The sequence below is a fragment of the Comamonas koreensis genome (assembly GCF_014076495.1).
GTDB lineage: Bacteria > Pseudomonadota > Gammaproteobacteria > Burkholderiales > Burkholderiaceae_C > Comamonas > Comamonas squillarum.
The window spans coordinates 395859-415322 of sequence record NZ_CP043575.1 but is presented as its reverse complement, the minus strand read 5'-3'; the positions used below and the strand labels follow the sequence as shown (position 1 = coordinate 415322).

16 protein-coding genes are annotated in these 19464 nt (G+C 66.0%); 11 read left to right on the top strand and 5 right to left on the bottom strand.

Going from position 1 to position 19464, the window contains the following annotated elements; genetic code table 11:
* Nucleotides 1-8 precede the first annotated feature (8 nt).
* Nucleotides 9-1175, top strand: a complete 1167-nt coding sequence (locus F0Q04_RS01995; RefSeq protein WP_182344199.1) for a hypothetical protein — start codon at nt 9-11, stop codon at nt 1173-1175.
* A gap of 19 nt (nt 1176-1194) precedes the next feature.
* Here F0Q04_RS01995 and F0Q04_RS01990 read toward each other — a convergent pair whose 3' ends face one another.
* From F0Q04_RS01990 to F0Q04_RS01975, 4 genes are all read right to left on the bottom strand, one after another.
* Nucleotides 1195-1821, bottom strand: a complete 627-nt coding sequence (locus tag F0Q04_RS01990; RefSeq protein WP_232539482.1) for a pseudouridine synthase — start codon at nt 1819-1821, stop codon at nt 1195-1197.
* Nucleotides 1821-2507 carry a GntR family transcriptional regulator gene (locus tag F0Q04_RS01985; RefSeq protein ID WP_021025306.1) on the bottom strand — a complete coding sequence of 229 codons (687 nt, stop codon included), beginning with the start codon at nt 2505-2507 and terminating at the stop codon, nt 1821-1823. The genes F0Q04_RS01990 and F0Q04_RS01985 overlap by 1 nt, the downstream gene beginning before the upstream one ends.
* Nucleotides 2508-2511: 4 nt before the next feature.
* Nucleotides 2512-3819, bottom strand: a complete 1308-nt coding sequence (locus F0Q04_RS01980) for a C4-dicarboxylate transporter DctA (protein ID WP_182344197.1) — start codon at nt 3817-3819, stop codon at nt 2512-2514.
* 234 nt (nt 3820-4053) lie between these two features.
* Nucleotides 4054-4419 carry a RidA family protein gene (locus tag F0Q04_RS01975; protein WP_182344195.1) on the bottom strand — a complete coding sequence of 122 codons (366 nt, stop codon included), beginning with the start codon at nt 4417-4419 and terminating at the stop codon, nt 4054-4056.
* 132 nt (nt 4420-4551) lie between these two features.
* Here F0Q04_RS01975 and F0Q04_RS01970 point away from each other — a divergent pair, with 132 nt between their 5' ends.
* The 10 genes from F0Q04_RS01970 (at nt 4552) to F0Q04_RS01925 (ending at nt 17523) form a co-directional block, all read left to right on the top strand.
* Nucleotides 4552-5217 (top strand): TenA family protein, encoded by a 666-nt coding sequence (locus tag F0Q04_RS01970; RefSeq protein WP_182344193.1) that lies wholly within the window; start codon nt 4552-4554, stop codon nt 5215-5217.
* Between the two features lie 78 nt (nt 5218-5295).
* A complete protein-coding gene (locus F0Q04_RS01965; protein ID WP_116927483.1) occupies nt 5296-6495 on the top strand; it encodes a threonine ammonia-lyase in 1200 nt (399 codons plus the stop codon).
* Nucleotides 6496-6701: 206 nt separating this feature from the next.
* The gene (locus F0Q04_RS01960) at nt 6702-7970 is read left to right on the top strand and encodes an MFS transporter (protein WP_182344191.1); all 1269 of its coding nucleotides are present in this window, start codon (nt 6702-6704) and stop codon (nt 7968-7970) included.
* Between the two features lie 34 nt (nt 7971-8004).
* Nucleotides 8005-9441: an MFS transporter gene (locus tag F0Q04_RS01955; protein WP_116927485.1), complete on the top strand. Its 1437-nt coding sequence runs from the start codon at nt 8005-8007 to the stop codon at nt 9439-9441.
* Nucleotides 9442-9480: 39 nt separating this feature from the next.
* Nucleotides 9481-13287, top strand: coding sequence for a nitrate reductase subunit alpha (locus F0Q04_RS01950; protein ID WP_182344189.1), 3807 nt, complete (start codon nt 9481-9483; stop codon nt 13285-13287).
* Between the two features lie 25 nt (nt 13288-13312).
* The gene (locus tag F0Q04_RS01945) at nt 13313-13672 is read left to right on the top strand and encodes a cupin domain-containing protein (RefSeq protein ID WP_165841242.1); all 360 of its coding nucleotides are present in this window, start codon (nt 13313-13315) and stop codon (nt 13670-13672) included.
* Nucleotides 13669-15192, top strand: a complete 1524-nt coding sequence (narH, locus tag F0Q04_RS01940; protein WP_116927488.1) for a nitrate reductase subunit beta — start codon at nt 13669-13671, stop codon at nt 15190-15192. Before F0Q04_RS01945 ends, narH begins: the two co-directional genes overlap by 4 nt.
* 11 nt (nt 15193-15203) lie before the next feature.
* Nucleotides 15204-15890, top strand: coding sequence for a nitrate reductase molybdenum cofactor assembly chaperone (narJ, locus tag F0Q04_RS01935; protein WP_182344187.1), 687 nt, complete (start codon nt 15204-15206; stop codon nt 15888-15890).
* Nucleotides 15891-15907: 17 nt separating this feature from the next.
* Nucleotides 15908-16630: a respiratory nitrate reductase subunit gamma gene (gene narI / locus F0Q04_RS01930; RefSeq protein WP_116927489.1), complete on the top strand. Its 723-nt coding sequence runs from the start codon at nt 15908-15910 to the stop codon at nt 16628-16630.
* Nucleotides 16627-17523, top strand: a complete 897-nt coding sequence (locus tag F0Q04_RS01925; RefSeq protein ID WP_182344185.1) for a peptidylprolyl isomerase — start codon at nt 16627-16629, stop codon at nt 17521-17523. The genes narI and F0Q04_RS01925 overlap by 4 nt, the downstream gene beginning before the upstream one ends.
* A gap of 1630 nt (nt 17524-19153) precedes the next feature.
* Here F0Q04_RS01925 and F0Q04_RS01920 read toward each other — a convergent pair.
* A complete protein-coding gene (locus F0Q04_RS01920) occupies nt 19154-19360 on the bottom strand; it encodes a DUF3079 domain-containing protein (protein WP_116927628.1) in 207 nt (68 codons plus the stop codon).
* Nucleotides 19361-19464 lie beyond the last annotated feature (104 nt).

The following is a 19464-nucleotide window of genomic DNA, read 5'->3' as shown; positions in this document are numbered from 1 at the left end:
AGAGGTCCATGGGTTGGAGACAAGAGGGAAAGCGGCAGCGCGGCCATGCGGCGCTGCTGGTACTGGGCGGTGTGCTGATGGCGGCGCTGGGCGTGCTGCTGCTGTGGCTGTGGTTGCCGCTGCTGATAGCAGTGGCCGCAGGCGGGCTGGTGTTTGTGCTGCTGTCGCAAGCGGGCCGCATCGGCTGGCTGGTCGAAGGGCGGCGCGCGCTGCGCGATCCGGCGTTGCGGATGGAGGACGGGCGCCTGCGTACGCCCGTGTGGCTGCCGTTCTACGCGATGCTGGCGGCCTTGCTGGCGACGGCCTGCGGCTGGATGGTCCTGTTTGTGCTGCCCGAGGGCCTGCACCCGGCCGAGATGCTGCAGATGGGCACGGGCCTGGCCGGCGCCATCGTGGTGCTGGTGGTGGTCTGGCTGCTGGGGCAGTTGAGCACCGGCTGGTCGCTGCTTCGGCAGGGCCAGGCCTGGAATGCCCGCCGCATGTCGCCCGAATGGTGGATCTGGGCGGCGATCGCCTTTGTGCCAGCGGCGCTGGCCATGGGCCTGATGGCGCCCGACCGGGCCGGGCTGCAGGCCTGGGGCCTGCAATGGCGCGGCTATGACAGCCAGCCCATCCGCATTCAGCTGGCGCCCGCCCGCAACCCGGAACAAGCCCGCCTGCGCGATGTGGCCCTGCTGGAGCTGGTGCAACCACTGCTGGTGCAGGGCAGCCGCCGTATTGCTGCCAGCATGCGTAGCCGCCACGGCAGCAGCCACTGGACCGCCGCCCTGCCAGCGCGCTACCGGCTGCAAGGCGATGTGCTCGACATCCAATTGGCGGGCCGCCTGGAGCCGGAGGGGCTGCAGCGCTATGCCCAGCAGCTGCAGCAACTGGGCGCGGGCGACCTCAGCGCGTTGCGCTGGCTGGCTGCGGCGCAATGCCTGCCAGCGCCCCATGCGATGGCGGCCCTCAGCGCGGCCGAGCGGCGCGCGCAGTGGGCGCAGGTGCAGGCCTGCGCGCAGCAGCGCAGCCAGGCCTTGCAGGCGCTGGGCGCGCAGCTGCAAGGGCAGATCGAGCAGGTGGAGGTGTTGCCGCTGGCGCACTACCGGCCTTGGCCCCGGCGTGGTGGCTGGCAGGCGGTGGCCCTTCCCTCGGGGCAAGAGGCTTTGGATGCATTGCCGCTGCTGGCGCAATGATGCCTGGCGCGGCGACTTTTTACAGCGCCAGATCCGTCCACTGCCCGGGCTCCAGGCCAGCGAGCGAGTAGCGGCCAATGGCCATGCGAACCAAGCGCAAGGTGGGGTGGCCGACGGCAGCGGTCATGCGCCGCACCTGGCGGTTGCGGCCTTCGCGGATGATGAGCTCGATCCAGCAATCGGGCACGCTCTGGCGCACGCGGATGGGCGGGTGGCGCGGCCACATCGCAGGCTGCGGGTCGAGCATGCGCACCTGGGCCGGCAGGGTCTTGCCGTCTTTCAGGTCCACGCCATCGCGCAGCTGCTGCAAGGCGGCGGCATCGGGAATGCCTTCGACCTGCACCCAGTAGGTCTTGGCCATCTTGTGGCGCGGGTCGGCAATGCGGGCCTGCAACTGGCCGTCGTTGGTCAGCAGCAGCAGGCCTTCGCTGTCGCCATCGAGCCGGCCAGCGACATAGACGCCGGGCACGTCGATAAAGTCTTTCAGGCCTTGCCAGCGCCCCTCGGGCGTGAACTGGCTGACAACGCCATAGGGCTTGTGAAAGCCCAGCAGCCGGGGCGGGCCGGCCGGGCTTGCGGGCCTGGCAGGCTTGAGGAGTCGGCCCGGCCCGCCGCTCTTGCGCGGCCGCATGCGTGGCTCGGGCATCAGCGCTGCACGGGGCTCAGGGTGGCACGCAGGCGCTCGCCAGGCGCAGTCTCCGGGGGCGGAGGGGTGGTCTCCAACGCTTCTTCGACGTTGCCGATATGGGCCAGCATCAGTGCGCGGGCCTGCTCGGCGTCGCCCCGCTCCAGCGCCTCGACAATGCTGGCATGGTCCGCGCAGGACTGCTCGGCGCTGTGGTCGGACTGGTAGAGCGTTGCTGCCAGCGTGGTGCGGGCGGTCAGGTCGCGCAGGGTATCGGCCAGCAGGCGGTGGCCCATGTTCTCGGCCAGGCAGACGTGGAAATCGGCCAGCAGAAAGGCGCGCGTGGCCGCGTCGGCGCCCTGGATCGCGCGCTGCTCCTCGTCGATATGCAGGCGCAGCTGGCGGATCACCTGCTGCATCGGGCGGCCTGCGGTCTCCAGGATGCCCGCCTCGATGATGCGCCGGGCGGCGAAGGCGTCGCGTGCCTCTTCGGCACTGGGCTGCACCACGTACCAGCCCCGGCGCGGCTGCACCTGCACAAAGCCGCGCGCCTGCAGCTGCATCAGCGCCTCACGCACCAAGGTGCGGCTGACCGAGAAGTTGTCTGCCAGCGCCTGCTCTCCCAGGCGCTCCCCGGGCGAGAGCTTCTGCGCGAGGATGGCTTCGACGACGCGTTCTGCAATGGTGGTGGGGCTGACAGCAGTCATGGGCTCAGGCGTGGGGTGTAGACAGCTCCGATTGTGCCGTGTCTTGCGGTAGTTTCTCGCCATTGAGCACCTTATGGGCGCGCTCGCGGTCGATATCGCCTTCCCAGGAGGCAATCGCCACGGTCGCCACGCAGTTGCCGATCAGGTTACCCAGCGCCCGGGCAATGCCCATGAACCAGTCCACCGACAGCACCAGCACCAGGCCGATGGCCGGGATCGCGGGGATCGCATGCAAGGTGGCGGCCAGCACCACGATGGCCGAGCCCGGCACGCCGTGCGCGCCCTTGGAGGTGACCAGCGCAATGGCCAGGATGGTCAGCAGGTCGGTCATCGAGATCGGCGTATTGGTGGCCTGGGCAATGAAGACCGCCGCCAAGGTGATGTAGATCGAGAACGCATCCAGATTGAAGGAGTAGCCGGTGGGGATCACCAGGCCGACCGTGGAGTCGCGGATGCCCAGGTGGCGCAGCTTGGCCATGATCTGGGGCAGCACGCTGTCCGACGAGGTGGTGGCAAACACCACCATCAGCTCTTCACGCAGGTAGCGCAGCAGCTTGATGAGGCTGAAACCCGAGACGCGCATCGCAAAGCCCAGCACCACGAAGACAAAGAAGGCGACGGCCACATAGAACAGCAGCACCAGCATGCCCAGCTGCTTGAGCGAGCCCACGCCGTACTGGCCGACGGTAAAGGCGATCGCGCCCAGCACACCCAGGGGCGCGAGCTTGATGATGATGCCCATCACCTTGAACAGCACATGCGACATGGTGTCGATCAGCAGGCTCACCGGCGCGCCGCGCTCGCCCAGCATGGTCAACCCGCAGCCAAACAGCACGGCAAACAGCAGCACCTGCAGCACGTCGCCGGTGGCAAAGGCCTGCACCACGGTGGTGGGGATCAGCTTCATCAGGAAATCGACCGTGCCGCCGCTGGTCAGCTTGTCGGCATTGCTGGCGTAGGCGCTCATGGCCGAGGCATCGAGCTTGCTCGGGTCCACGTTCATGCCTGCACCAGGTTGGAACACAAAGGCCAGTACCAGGCCCAACACCAGTGCAATGGTGGTGAGCACCTCGAAGTAGATCAGCGCCTTGACGCCGACCCGGCCCACGCGCTTGAGGTCGCCTGCGCCCGCGATGCCATGCACCACCACGCAGAACACCAGCACCGGGATGATCATCTTGATGAGCTTGATGAAACCATCGCCCAAAGGCTTGAGGTTGACGGCCCACTCCGGCACCAGCAGGCCGATGAGGACCCCAACGATAAGAGCCACCACCACCTGCCCGAACAGCGATCTGACAAAACGACGCATACGCATTCCTTTTCGGTTTGTATACAAGTTGTAAATTTCTTGTATGCAAAATGTACCCATGCACATACCGATCAGTGAACAGGGATTACCCGTGAGCGTTCACCGACTTGTGCAGCCTGGGAGACACAAGCAAAAAGCCTGCCATGCAAGTTGCAAGACAGGCTTTGTATGCAAGGAATGCTGCGTTCAGCGCAGCCTTAGAACAGGTTCTTGGTTAGGGCCAGCGCGCCCCGATCAGGCCTTGTCGACGGCGGCGACCACCACCACTTCGATCTTGTAGGCCGGGTTGCCCAGCGTGGCCTGCACGGTAGCGCGGGGCGGCGTGTGGCCGGGGGTCACCCAGGCGTCCCAGACGCTGTTCATCTGGCCAATCTCGCTGATGTCGGTCAGGTAGATCTGGCACTGCAGGATGCTGGCCTTGCTCGATCCGGCCTCGCCCAGCAGGCGGTCGATATGGCTCAGCACTTCCTGGGTCTGGGTGACGATATCGGCACCGGGGTTGTTCTCGGGGATCTGGCCGGCCAGGTAGACGGTGCCGTTGTGGATGGCGATTTCGGACAGGCGGGCGCCGACATGGCGGCGGTCGATGGCAGAGGTCATGCTCGTCTTTCGGTAACAGAGGGAGAGGGTGGGGATGTGCAAAAATCATAGCGCATCACAAGGGTGGTACGCAGGCACAAGGCTGTTGCGGCACAATGGCCCTCTTTGCCGTTGCAGCCCCTGCCGCCCACCATGACCGACCGTTTTTCCGAATCGCTTCAAGCGCTGAACCAGCCCGTCTGGGATGCCTGCATCCAGCACCGCTTCATTGACGAGATGCGGGCCGGTAGCCTTGATGATGCGGTGCTGCGCCGCTACCTGGTGCAGGACTACCAGTTCATCAACCAGTTCGTGGCGCTCTTGGGCGCGGCCATCGCCAGCGCCGATAGCTTTGCGCCGCGCGTGCGCCTGGCGCAGTTAGCGGCGATGATCACCAGCGACGAGAACACCTACTTTCAGCGCAGTTTTGACGCGCTGGACGTGTCCCAGCAGGAGCGCGATACGCCGCCGCTGACGCTGCCTACCGTGCAGTTCCAGGCGCTGATGGGGCAGGCTGCGCGCAGCCAGAAATACGCCAACTGCCTGGCCGTGCTCTGCGTGGCCGAAGGCCTGTACCTGGACGGCTTTGACCAGCCCGGCCAGCGCCTGCCGCCGCGCTTTGAACATGCCGAATGGATCAGCCTGCACGCCAATGACTTCTTCCGCGATTTTGTCGGCTGGCTGCGCGCCGAGCTCGACCGCATGGGCGAGAGCATCGAGCCCGACGTGCGTGCCGAGGCGGCCGATTATTTCAGCCGCGCGGTGGCGCTGGAGCAGGCGTTTTTTGACCATGTCTACCAGCCGCCCAGCGCCGACTGACGCCCGGCAACACGGATACGGCACCCATCACCACTGCCGCCCCCTGGCCGGGCGGCCCACCCTCCAGCGAGTCATCCCATGCTCAGCATTCAAGACATCCGCGACGCCGCCCAGCGCATCCAAGGCAAGGTCGAGCGCACGCCGTGCCTGTACTCCCACACCCTGTCCCAGATCGTGGGCGCCAAGGTCTACCTCAAGTTCGAGAACCTGCAGTTCACGGCGGCCTTCAAGGAGCGCGGTGCCTGCAACAAGCTGATGCAGCTCAACGCCGAGCAGCGCGCACGGGGCGTGATTGCGATGAGCGCGGGCAACCATGCCCAGGGCGTGGCCTACCATGCGCAGCAGCTGGGTGTGCGGGCGGTGATCGTGATGCCGCGCTTCACGCCGGGCGTCAAGGTCGAGCGCACGCGCAGTTTTGGTGCCGAGGTGGTGCTGCATGGCGACACGCTGGAAGAGGCCCGCGCCCATGCCTATGCGATGGCCGAGGACCAGAAGCTGGTGTTTGTGCACCCCTTTGACGATGCCGACATTGCAGCCGGCCAGGGCACCTTGGCGCTGGAGATGCTCGAAGACCAGCCCGACCTGGACACCCTGCTGGTCGCCGTCGGCGGCGGGGGCCTGATTGCCGGCATGGCCACCGCCGCCAAGGCGGTCAAGCCCGGCATCCAGGTGGTGGGTGTGCAGACCTCGCGCTTTCCCAGCATGGTCAATGCGGTGCAGCACCAGGACCTGCCCGTCGGCGTCTCGACGATGGCCGAAGGCATTGCGGTGGCGACGGCCGGCCTGATCACGCGCGAGATCGTCGCCCGCACGGTGGACGACCTGGTGCTGGTCGAGGAGAGCGATATCGAGCAGGCGGTGCTGATGCTGCTGGAGATTGAAAAGACCCTGGTCGAGGGCGCGGGATCGGTGGGGCTGGCGGCGCTGCTGCGCTACCCCGAGCGCTTTGCCGGCCAGAAGGTGGGCCTGGTGCTGTCGGGCGGCAATATCGACCCGCTGCTGCTGGCCTCCATCATCCAGCGCGGCATGGTGCGCTCGGGCCGGCTCGCGCGCCTGCGCATCAGCTCGCGCGATGTGCCCGGCATGCTCGCACGCATCACGGCCATCGTGGCCGAGGCGGGCGCCAACATCGAAGAGGTGCACCACCAGCGCGCCTTCACCAAGCTGGCCGCGCAAAACACCGAGATCGACATCGTGCTGCAGACCCGCAGCAAGGCGCATATCGATGAGGTGGTGGACAAGCTGCGCGCCGTGGGCATGCAGGTCGATCTGGCCTGAGCAACCGGGCATCATGCCGGCCAGGCTGCATGGCCGGTTTGATGCACATCAGGCGCTGCCGAGAAAAGCGGCGCCATAGTTCTTCAGAACGATGGCAGGGCGCAGGCCATCGTTCTTGCGGCGCGGCCTGATGCGCTAACCGGTGGATGGTGCGCTGCGCGCTGGCGCAGCACAGTAGAGGCAGACCAACAACATCTGCCCCCACCATGGATTCCGCCACTGCCCCTCCCGCTGTCTCGCGCCAGGCCTGGAGCGTGCTCGCCGTCAGCACGCTGGCCTTCACGGTCTGCTTCATGGTGTGGATGATGTTCGGCGTCATCGGCATCCCGCTCAAGCAGCAACTGGGCCTGAACGCGACCGAGTTTGGCCTGCTCACCGCCATGCCGGTGCTCTCGGGCTCGCTGGTGCGGGTGCCGCTGGGCATCTGGACGGACCGCTTTGGCGGCCGCACCGTGATGACCGTGCTGATGGCCGTCACCGTGCCGGCCGTCTGGCTCATGGCCTACGCCACGCAGTACTGGCAGTTCCTCGTCATCGGCCTGTTTGTCGGCCTCGCCGGTGGCTCTTTCTCGGTGGGCACGCCCTATGTGGCGCGCTGGTTTCCCAAGAGCCGCCAGGGCATGGCCATGGGCGTCTATGGCGCGGGCAACTCCGGCTCGGCCGTCAACAAGTTTCTTGCGCCGGCGCTGTTGGTGGCGGGCGGCTGGGCGCTGGTGCCCCAGGTCTACGCGGCCATTCTGGCGGGCACCGTGGTGCTGTTCTGGCTGTTCAGCGCGCATGACCCGCGCCACCTGGTGGCCAGCAACGTCCGCTTTGTCGACCAGCTGCAGGCCTTGAAGGACCCGCGCGTGCTCAAGTACTGCCAGTACTACAGCATCGTCTTTGGTGGCTATGTGGCGCTGGCGCTGTGGATGGTGCAGTACTACGTGGGCGAGTACGGCCTGGACATCCGCGTCGCCGCCTTGCTCGCGGCCTGCTTTTCGCTGCCCGGCGGCGTGCTGCGCGCCATTGGCGGTGTGCTGTCCGACAAATACGGCGCCCACAAGGTCACCTGGTGGGTGATGTGGGTGAGCTGGATCTGCCTGTTCCTGCTGAGCTACCCGCAGACCGATTTCACCGTTGCCACGGTCAACGGCCCCCAGACCTTCCACCTGGGCCTGAACGTCTACAGCTTCACCGCGCTGATGGGTGTGCTGGGCGTGGCCTTTGCGTTCGGCAAGGCCAGCGTCTTCAAGTACATCGGCAACGACTACCCCGACAACATCGGTGCCATCAGCGGCATCGTGGGCCTGGCCGGCGGCCTGGGCGGCTTTGTGCTGCCGATCCTGTTCGGTCTGCTGCTCGATCTGACGGGCCTGCGCTCCAGCGCTTTCATGCTGCTCTATGGCGTGGTCTGGGTCTCGCTGATCTGGATGTACTGGACCGAGGTGCGCCGCACCGATGTGATGGGCCCCGCTGCGGGCCGCAAGGCGTGACAGCCGCCATCGATTTCTGCTGGAAAGACTCTCCATGACAAGCAACACCCCCTCTGCGCCGCGCCGCGGCAGCACCTTGACGATCTGGACCCCGGAGGACAAGGCCTTCTGGGAAAAGGAGGGCGAGGCCATCGCCAAGCTCAATTTGTGGATCTCCGTGCCGGCGCTGTTCCTGGCCTTTGCCGTCTGGCAGGTCTGGAGCGTGGTCGCCGTCAGCCTGCCGGGCCTGGGCTTTCAGTACTCCACCAACCAGCTGTTCTGGCTGGCGGCCGCGCCTGCGCTGTCGGGCGCCACCTTGCGCATCTTCTACTCCTTCATGGTGCCTTTGGTGGGCGGCCGGCGCTGGACGGCGATCTCGACTGCCAGCCTGCTGATCCCGGCGATCGGCATCGGCATGGCCGTGCAGGACCCGGCCACGCCCTACCCGACGATGCTGATCCTGGCGCTGCTGTGCGGCCTGGGCGGGGGCAATTTCAGCTCCAGCATGGCCAACATCAGCTACTTCTTCCCCAAGGACCGCAAGGGCTCGGCGCTGGGTGTCAATGCCGGCCTGGGCAACCTGGGCGTGTCGGTGGTGCAGTTCCTGAGCCCCATCGTCGTCACCGTCGGTCTGCTGGGCATCTTTGGCGGTGAGCCGCAGACCATCACCCAGGGCGGGGTGCAGGTCGAGGTCTGGATGCAGAACGCTGCCTTCATCTGGGTGCCCTGGATTGCGCTGACCTCGGTCGTTGCCTGGTTCGGGATGAACGATGTGGCCGATGCCAAGGCCTCAGTGGCCGCGCAGGCCGCCATCTTTGTGCAGCCCCACAACTGGATCATGTGCCTGCTCTACCTGGGCACCTTTGGCTCCTTCATCGGCTTTGCCGCCGGCTTTCCGCTGCTGATCAAGGGCCTGTTCCCCGCCGTCAATCCGCTGGCCTACGCCTGGCTGGGCCCGCTGGTGGGCGCGCTGGTGCGGCCCTTTGGTGGCTGGCTGGCCGACAAGGTCGGTGGCGGCGTGGTCACGTTCTGGAACTTTCTGGTGATGGCGCTGGCCGTGCTGGGCGTGCTGTGGTTTCTGCCCAAGGGCACGGGCAGCTATGCGCTGGCCTGGGGGCCGCAAGCGGGCAGCTTCACCGGCTTTTTTCTGATGTTCCTGGTGCTGTTTGTCACCACCGGCATCGGCAATGGCTCCACCTTCCGCATGATCCCCGTGATCTTCAACCAGCTGGCCACGCAAGGCGCAGGCAAGGATGCGGCCTCGCAGGCCGCCGCCCTCAAGGAAGGCAATGTGCTGGGCGCCGCCGCCGTCGGCTTTGCCGGCGCACTGGGTGCGTATGGCGGCTTTTTCATTCCCAAGAGCTATGGCAGCTCGATCGCATCCACCGGCGGGCCCGAGGCCGCGCTGTGGGTCTTTTCTGCCTTCTATCTGCTGTGCGCCGTGGTGACCTGGTGGTGCTATGCCCGCCGCAACGCCGCGATGCCCTGCTAAAGGCCCCAGAGCCTGGACCCCACGAGAAAGAGAACCGTTATGAGCCATTTCCTCGACCGACTCACCCACTTTCGCCTGCCCAAGGAGAGCTTTGCCGGCGGCCACGGCCGCACCACCGGCGAAGACCGCACCTGGGAAGACGCCTACCGCGCCCGCTGGGCGCATGACAAGATCGTGCGCAGCACGCATGGCGTCAACTGCACGGGCTCCTGCTCCTGGAAGATCTATGTCAAAGGCGGCATCGTCACCTGGGAAACCCAGCAGACCGACTACCCGCGCACGCGCTGGGACATGCCCAACCATGAGCCGCGTGGCTGCGCCCGGGGTGCCAGCTACAGCTGGTACCTGTACAGCGCCAACCGGGTCAAGTACCCGATGGTGCGGGGCCGCTTGCTCGAGCGCTGGCGCGCGGCGCTCCAGGTGGCCAAAACGCCGGTCGATGCCTGGGCCCTGATTGCACAGGACGATGCCGCGCGCCGCGACTACCAGCAGGTGCGTGGCCTGGGCGGCTTTGTGCGCTCGACCTGGGACGAGGTCAACCAGCTGGTGGCCGCTGCGAACGTCTACACCATCAAGCAACACGGGCCGGACCGCATCATTGGCTTCTCGCCGATCCCGGCGATGAGCATGGTCAGCTACGCGGCCGGCAGCCGCTACCTGAGCCTGATCGGTGGCGTCTGCATGAGCTTTTACGACTGGTACTGTGACCTGCCGCCGGCCAGCCCCCAGGTCTGGGGCGAGCAGACCGATGTGCCCGAATCGGCCGACTGGTACAACAGCAGCTACATCATTGCCTGGGGCTCGAACGTGCCGCAGACGCGCACGCCCGATGCCCACTTCTTCACCGAGGTGCGCTACAAGGGCGCCAAGACCGTGGCCGTCACCCCCGACTACAGCGAGGTGGCCAAGCTCTCCGACGTCTGGCTGCACCCCAAGCAGGGCACCGATGCGGCGCTCGCGATGGCCATGGGCCATGTGGCGTTCAAGGAGTTCTACTTCGACAAGCGCAGCGACTACTTTGACGGCTACGCGCGCCGCTACACCGACCTGCCGATGCTGGTGCTGCTCGAGAGCAAGACCCTGGCCGATGGCAGCGTAGTGCAGGTGCCTGGCCGCTACCTGCGCGCCAGCGATTTCAACGGCAAGCTCGGCCAGGACAACAACCCCGAGTGGAAGACCATGGCCTTTGACAGCCAGGGCCGCGCCGTGTTGCCCCATGGCTCGATCGGCTTTCGCTGGGGCGCCGAGGGCCGGGGCGACGCGGGCAAGTGGAACCTGGAGTCCAAGGAAGCGCGCCATGGCGACGAGGTCCGCCTCAAGCTCTCGGTGCTGGAAGATGGCAGCCAGGCCCATGAGATTGTCGATGTCGGCTTTCCTTACTTTGGCGGCATTGCCACGCCGCACTTCACCGCCAACGAACAGCAAGGCGATGTGAGCCGCGCCAAGGTGCCGGCCGTGCGCCTGCGCCTGTGCAGCGAGGGCGAATACCACGAGGCCCTGGTGGCCACCGTGTTCGACCTGCAGGCCGCGCAATACGGCATCAACCGGGGCCTGGGCAGCGGCGCTGCCAGCTACGACGACGATGCCGCCTACACGCCCGCCTGGGCCGAGAGCATCACTGGCGTGCCGCGCGAGCAGATCACCCTGGTGGCGCGCGAGTTTGCCGCCAATGCCGACAAGACCCAGGGCAAGTCCATGGTCATCATCGGCGCGGCGATGAACCACTGGTACCACTGCGACATGAACTACCGGGGCGTCATCAACCTGCTGATGCTCTGCGGCTGCGTGGGCCAAAGCGGCGGCGGCTGGTCGCATTATGTGGGCCAGGAAAAGCTGCGCCCGCAGACCGGCTGGACGGCGCTCGCCTTTGCGCTCGATTGGGCACGCCCACCGCGCCAGCAGAACTCGACCAGCTTCTTCTACGCCCATACCGACCAGTGGCGCTACGAGAAGCTCGGCCTTGAAGAGATCGTCAGCCCCCTGGCCGACCGCAGCCAGTACGGCGGCAGCATGATCGATTACAACGTGCGCGCCGAGCGCATGGGTTGGCTGCCCAGCGCGCCGCAGCTCAAGACCAACCCCTTGTCGATAGCGGCCGCCGCCGATGCCGCCAACCTGGCGCCGCGCGACTATGTGGCCCAAGGCCTGCAAAGCGGCAGCCTGGCGATGAGCTGCGAAGACCCCGATGCGCCCGAGAACTGGCCGCGCAACCTGTTTGTCTGGCGCAGCAACCTGCTGGGCTCCAGCGGCAAGGGCCATGAGTACTTCTGCAAGCACCTGCTGGGCACCGACAACGGCGTGCAGGGCAAGGACCTGGGCCCCGATGACGCCAAGCCCGAAGAGGTGACCTGGCATGCCGATGCGCCCCAGGGCAAGCTCGATCTGCTGGTCACCCTGGACTTCCGCATGAGCACCACCTGTCTGTACTCGGACATCGTGCTGCCCACGGCCAGCTGGTACGAGAAGAACGACCTCAACACCAGCGACATGCACCCCTTCATCCACCCGTTGTCGGCCGCGGTCGATCCGGTCTGGGAATCGTGCTCGGACTGGGAGATCTACAAGGGCTTTGCCCAGTCCTTCAGCGAGGTCTGCGTGGGCCACCTGGGCGTGGAGCGCGACACCGTGCTGACCCCGCTGATGCACGACACCCCCGCCGAGCTGGCCCAGCCCTATGGCGTGGCCGAGTGGAAAAAGGGCGAATGCGCGCTGATCCCCGGCAAGACCGCGCCGCAGGTGACCGTGGTGGAGCGTGACTACCCCAACACCTACAAGCGCTTTACCGCACTGGGCCCGCTGATGGACCAGCTGGGCAATGGCGGCAAGGGCATTGGCTGGCAGACCGGCACCGAGGTTGAGCAGCTGGGCCAGTTGAATGGCCTGACCACCGAGCCGGGCGTGACCGAGGGGCGCCCGCGCATCGTGAGCGATATCGATGCCTGTGAGACGATTTTGCAGCTGGCCCCCGAGACCAATGGCCATGTGGCGGTGAAGGCCTGGGAGGCGCTGGAGAAGGTGACCGGCCGCGCGCACAAGCACCTGGCGATCTACCGCGAGGACGAGAAGATCCGCTACCGCGATATCCAGGCGCAGCCGCGCAAGATCATCAGCTCGCCCACCTGGAGCGGCATCGAGAGCGAGACCGTGAGCTACAACGCCGGCTACACCAATGTGCATGAGCTGATCCCATGGCGCACCCTCACCGGCCGCCAGCAGTTCTACCAGGACCACCCCTGGATGGTGGCCTTTGGCGAGGGCTTCTCCAGCTACCGTCCGCCGGTGGACATGAAGGCCACGGCCGGCATGCAGGGCATCCAGCCCAATGGCCACCCCGAGATCCAGCTGAACTTCATCACGCCGCACCAGAAATGGGGCATCCACAGCACCTATACCGACAACCTGTTGATGCTCACGCTCAACCGGGGCGGGCCGGTGGCCTGGATCAGCGAGGAGGACGCCCAGCGCGCCGGCATCGAGGACAACGACTGGATGGAGATGTTCAACCTCAACGGCGCAGTGGCCGTGCGGGCGGTCGTCAGCCAGCGGGTCAAACCCGGCATGGTGATGATGTACCACGCGCAGGAGAAGATCATCAACACGCCCGGCAGCGAGATCACTGGCGTGCGCGGCGGTATCCACAACTCTGTCACGCGGATTGTGCTCAAACCCACGCACATGATCGGTGGCTACGCGCAGTACAGCTACGGCTTCAACTACTACGGCACCATCGGCACCAACCGCGACGAGTTCGTCGTGGTGCGCAAGATGGCCAAGGTGGACTGGCTGGACACGCCGCGCGATGACCACCTGGCCGCCGCCTACCAGGCCCAGGGCGAGAACCCCTGAGCGCCACGCAGAAGGAGTCCCCGCCATGGCACTGACCCACACCCCTGCTGGCGCCGTCTTCTCGGCGCGGCCCCTGGCGGCCGCGCTGGGCGAGGCGCGCTCGTACACCCTGGTGCGCGATCCCGGTCTGCAGATCTTCCGCCTGGTGCTGCAGGCCGGCCAGTCGCTGCACAGCCACCAGGTGCCAGAGCGCATGGTGATCCAGTGCATCGAAGGGCGCTTCGTCTTCGAGACCATGGGCCGCCAGCTGGCCATGGCGCCGGGTGACTTTTGCCACATCGCCGCGGGCGAGCCCCACGCTGTGCATGCCCAGGAGGCCGCATCGGCCCTGGTCATGCTTTTCGCACCGACCCCCACACCAACCCCCACGGAGAACCCAACATGAAGGTTCGCGCACAAATCGGCATGGTCCTGAACCTGGACAAATGCATCGGCTGCCATACCTGCAGCGTCACCTGCAAGAACGTCTGGACCAACCGCCCCGGCGTCGAGTACGCCTGGTTCAACAACGTCGAGACCAAACCCGGCATCGGCTACCCCAAGGAATGGGAAAACCAGGACCGCTGGAATGGCGGCTGGGTCCGCAAGGCCGATGGCTCCATCGCGCCGCGCCAGGGCGGCAAATGGCAGCTGTTGATGAAGATTTTCGCCAACCCCAACCTGCCCGAGATCGACGACTACTACGAGCCCTTTACCTTCGACTACGAGCACCTGCAAACTGCCAAGGAGATGAAGGCAGCGCCCACGGCCCGGCCGCGCAGCCTGATCACCGGCCAGCGCATGGACAAGATCGTCTGGGGCCCGAACTGGGAAGAGATCCTGGGCGGCGAGTTCAGCAAGCGCAGCAAGGATGTGAACTTTGACGAGGTGCAAAAGGACATCTACGGCCAGTTCGAGAACACCTTCATGATGTACCTGCCGCGCCTGTGCGAGCACTGCCTCAACCCCGCCTGCGTGGCCAGCTGCCCCAGCGGCTCGATCTACAAGCGCGAGGAAGACGGCATTGTGCTGATCGACCAGGACAAATGCCGGGGCTGGCGCATGTGCGTCTCGGGCTGCCCCTACAAGAAGATCTACTACAACTGGAAAAGCGGCAAGGCCGAGAAGTGCATCTTCTGCTACCCACGCATCGAGGCGGGCCAGCCCACGGTCTGCTCCGAAACCTGCGTGGGCCGCATCCGCTACCTGGGCGTGCTGCTGTATGACGCAGACCGCATCGAAGCAGCGGCCAGCGTCACCCAGGACAAGGACCTGTACCAGGCCCAGCTCGATATCTTCCTCGACCCCAACGACCCGGCAGTGATCGCCCAGGCGCGGGCCGATGGCATCCCCGAGGCCTGGCTGATCGCGGCCAGGAGCAGCCCCGTCTACAAGATGGCGGTGGACTGGCAGGTGGCCCTGCCGTTGCACCCCGAGTACCGCACCTTGCCGATGGTTTGGTACGTGCCGCCGCTGTCTCCCATCACCGCCGCCGCCCAGGCCGGCCATGTGAGCGCCAATGGCGAGCTGCCCGATGTGAACCAGCTGCGCATCCCCGTCAAGTACCTGGCCAACCTGCTCACCGCAGGCGATACGGTGCCGGTGGTGCGCGCGCTGGAGCGCATGCTGGCCATGCGCGCCTACCAGCGCGGCAAGCATGTCGATGGCCTGCCCAACGAGGCCGCACTGCAGCAGGCCGAGCTGACGGTGGCCCAGGCCGAGGAGATGTACCGGACCATGGCCATTGCCAATTACGAAGACCGCTTTGTGATCCCCACCACGCACCGCGAATATGCCGAGAACGCCTTCAATGTGCGCGGCGGCTGCGGCTTCTCGTTTGGCAACGGTTGCAGCGAAGGCGTGACCGACACCAGCCTGTTCGGCAGCGAGAAAAAACGCACCATCCCGATCCAGGCGAGCCTGTGAGGAGAGACGACATGAAAGACAGCATCAGCTTTACCTTGCGCGCACTGGCCCACCTGCTGCGCTACCCCGACGCCGCGATGCGCGGCCACCTGGTCGACATCCACACGGCGCTCAACGCCGAAAACGCGCTGGGCCATGTGCGCCGCAGCGAGCTGGACGCATTGATGGACCGCCTGCTGGCCGAAGGCATGGATGCCGAGGCCATCTATGTGGACCTGTTTGACCGGGGCCGTGGCACTGCGCTGCACCTGTTCGAGCATGTGCATGGCGACTCGCGCGACCGGGGCCCGGCGATGGTCGACCTGGTCCAGACCTATGAGCAGGCCGGCCTGCTGCTCGACCCCACCGAGCTGCCCGACCACCTGACGGTGCTGCTGGAGTTCGCCTCCACCCAGCCGACCCTGGAGGCGCGCGCCTTCATCGGTGAGTTTGCGCACATCCTGCAGTCCATCGCTGCGGCACTCGGCCGCCGCCACAGCGACTACGCCGCCGTGCTGTCCGCCGTGCTCGATCTGGCCGGCCAGCCGCTGGTGGCCGACACCCCTGCTGCGCCGCTGCCCGCCGACGAGCCGCTGGACGCAAGCTGGGAAGAGCCCGCCGCCTTTGGCGGCTGCAACAGCCAGGGCCAGGCCGCACCGGGCAGCGCCCAACCCATCCACATCACGCGGCGCCAGCCACCCGCTGGCGCGGCCCGCTGAACCCCGAGGAGACCGCCATGCCCATTGCATTGCACAACTTCCTGTTTAACGTCTATCCCTACATCTGCCTGGCCGTCTTTCTGATGGGGAGCCTGGCGCGCTTTGACCGCGACCAGTACACCTGGAAGAGCGACTCCTCGCAGATGCTGCGCGCCGGCCAGCTGCGCTGGGGCAGCAACCTGTTCCATATCGGCATTCTGTTTCTGCTGTTCGGCCACACGGTGGGCTTGCTCACGCCGCACTTCATGTATGAGTGGCTGATCACCGCGCCGCAAAAGCAGATGCTGGCCATCATCTCCGGCGGCACCGCCGGCCTGGTCTGCTTTATTGGCCTGAGCCTGCTGCTGCACCGCCGCATTGCCGATCCGCGCATCCGCCGCACCAGCCACCGCACCGATCTGGCCATCCTCATCATCCTGTGGGTGCAGCTGGTGCTGGGCCTGGCCACCTTGCCCGCCTCGTTCTCGCACCGGGCCGATGCCCACGCGATGCTGGTGCTGGCCGACTGGGCCCAGCGTATCGTCACCTTCCGCCCCGATGCGGCAGGCCTGGTGGCGCTGGACTGGCCGTTCAAGGTGCACATGGTGCTGGGCATGACAATCTTCCTGCTCTTCCCCTTCAGCCGCCTGGTGCATGTCTGGAGCGGCTTCGCCTCCGTGGCCTACCTGGCACGCCCCTACCAGCTGGTGCGTGCGCGCCGTCTGAACCTGTCCAACAAGCAGCCAGGAGGCCGCCCATGAACGCCGATCTGCACACCTCCACGGGTGGCTGTGGCAGCGCAGCCTGCAGCTGCCAGGACAGCCCCGCCGCCCTCAGCCTGCCCCGCATCGAGGCGCCGCTGGGCGCCCCGCGCGATGCGCTGGCCGCTGCCCAGGTCAACGGCATTGCGCTGTGCGATGCCGATGAGCTGCTGGACCCGCTGGAGCTGCGCCAGCGCGCCTGCACCGAGCTGCTGCGCCAGGCCGCCCAGGCCCAGGGCCTGCTCGCTGCCGACGACCCCGTGCCCCGCGCCGGCGCCATCAGCGAAGCGGCCGGCAGCGCCATCGAGCAGTTGCTGGACGCCGAGCTGCAACTGCCCGAGCCCGACGACAACGCCGGCCGCCGCCACTACCAAGCCCACGCAGCCCGCTACGCCCGGGGCGAGCGCGTGCGGGCACGCCATGTGCTCTTTGCGGTGACGCCCGGCGTCGACATCAACGCCTTGCGCCAGCGCGCCGAGGCCTGCCTGCTGGATGTGCGCAGCGCCACCCCGCAAGAGCAGGCCGCCGGCGACCGCTTTGCCGCCGCTGCCAGCACCAGCAGCAACTGCCCCAGCGGCGCGCAGGGTGGCCAGCTGGGCTGGCTGCGCATCGAGGATTGCGCCCCCGAGTTCGCCCGCGAGCTTTTCGGCCATGCCGAGGTGGGGGTGTTGCCGCGCCTGGTGCACAGCCGCTTTGGGCTGCATGTGGTGGAGGTGCAGGAGCGCGAGGCGGGCACCGTGCCGCCTTATGAGCAGGTGCGGGCCGCTGTGTTGCAGCAGCTGCGGCAGCAGAGTTTTGCGACGGGGTTGTCGCAGTATTTGCGGTTGTTGGCTGGGCGGGCGCTGGTGGTGGGGGTGGATTTGGAAGGGGCGGAAACGCCTTTGGTGCAGTAGCTCTTTTGTTTGATTGCCGCCTGGTTATGTCTCACCGTCGGCTCTTTGTTAACCGCCTGCTTTTTGTTTAAGGACAGAGGCCGGGCGAAAACCGGCCTCCGGCCTGAAGGCCAAAGCAGGAGTCTGCATGGCCAAGAGCGATGGTGCGTAGAGTGTTGCCATCGCTCTGTCCATGTCCAATTAAGAGCCGCTGACCGGCTCAGCTTCCGTTTTACCTCTATTGCTTAATCGAAGGACAGAGGCCGGATGTCGTCCGGCGGCCGACTCACTTTTCTTGCTCGCACAAGAAAAGTAAGCAAAAGAAGTGCGCCCCTGCTGTCCGTGTCCCCAGCGCCTGGGGCGCTGGGGCAACCTGCGATGCTCGGCCCAGGGACGTGCCGCATAACTCACTGCGCGCCAGGGCGCTCCGTTCAAACAGATGCGGCAAGCATGTTCACGAAGCGTGTGTCCTTCGGCACACGCCCGCCCCTGGGCCTGTGCTTCTCGGCACGGACAGAAGGGGAAAGAGGGGGCCCAGCAGCCCAAGCTGGCATCGCTGCGCTCGGCATGGGAGGTGACGGCATCCCCCTTCTGTATGCGCCTGTGGTGGGGCGTTTGCGGGCTGGCATGCGCGCCCCAGCGCGCATGCTTCGTGAACTGACTCGCCGTGGCTGTTTGAACGGAGCGCTTTAGCGCGTAGTGAGTTCCACGGCGCAGTCCGCAAACGTCACACCACAGGTTGCCCCGCAGCGCAGCGAAGGGGTCGCAGACGGTAGGGGAGTGTTTCTTTGCTTACTTTCTTGCACGAGCAAGAAAGTGAGTCGCCTGCCGGGCGAAAACCGGCCTCCGGCCTGAAGGCCAAAGCAGGAGCCTGCATGGCTAAGAGCGATGGAAGGCCGACCATCGCACGGTATTGCCGAGTTAATGGAGAAGCGTTGGCCACAGCGGCTGGTTTCTACTTCTTCTGTTGTTGAAGGACAGAAGCCGGATTTCGTCCGGCAGCCGACTCACTTTTCTTGCTCGCACAAGAAAAGTAAGCAAAAGAAGTGCGCCCCTGCTGTCCGTGTCCCCTTCGCTGCGCTGCGGGGCAACCTGCGATGCTCGGCCCAGGGACGTGCCGCATAACTCACTACGCGCCAGGGCGCTCCGTTCAAACAGATGCGGCAAGCATGACGACGAAGGCGTGTGTCCTTCGGCACACGCCCGCCCCTGGGCCTGTGCTTCTCGGCACGGACAGAAGGGGAAAGAGGGGGCCCAGCAGCCCAAGCTGGCATCGCTGCGCTCGGCATGGGAGGTGACGGCATCCCCCTTCTGTATGCGCCTGTGGTGGGGCGTTTGCGGGCTGGCATGCGCGCCCCAGCGCGCATGCTTCGTGAACTGACTCGCCGTGGCTGTTTGAACGGAGCGCTTTAGCGCGTAGTGAGTTCCACGGCGCAGTCCGCAAACGTCACACCACAGGTTGCCCCGCAGCGCAGCGAAGGGGTCGCAGACGGTAGGGGCGTGTTTCTTTGCTTACTTTCTTGCACGAGCAAGAAAGTAAGTCGCCTGCCGGGCGAAAACCGGCCTCAGGCCTGAAGGCCACAGCAGGAGCCTGCAGGGCCAAGAGCGATGGAATGCCGACCGTCACACGATCCGCACGCCGCCCGAAACATCAGGACTGCCCTGGCAGACCGGCATCCTCAGCAGGCTGAGAAGCCAAAGGATCCCAGTCCGCCCAATCGGGCCCAAACAACTCCACCGGATGCGCCGACCGCTCCGACCCATTGCCACAAGCCATGGACGACGCAGCGCAATAACGGTCACACCCCCAGCAAGTCCGCTCCGGATGCGCAGGATGGATAGGAAAACGTTTGGCCATAAAGAGCTAACAGGGCAAAGATATAGCAGTACCGCACCACTGTGCGCCTGCGTCAGTCAGCAAAATTTGACCTGGATCATGCTTGGCGTACACCGCAACGCACG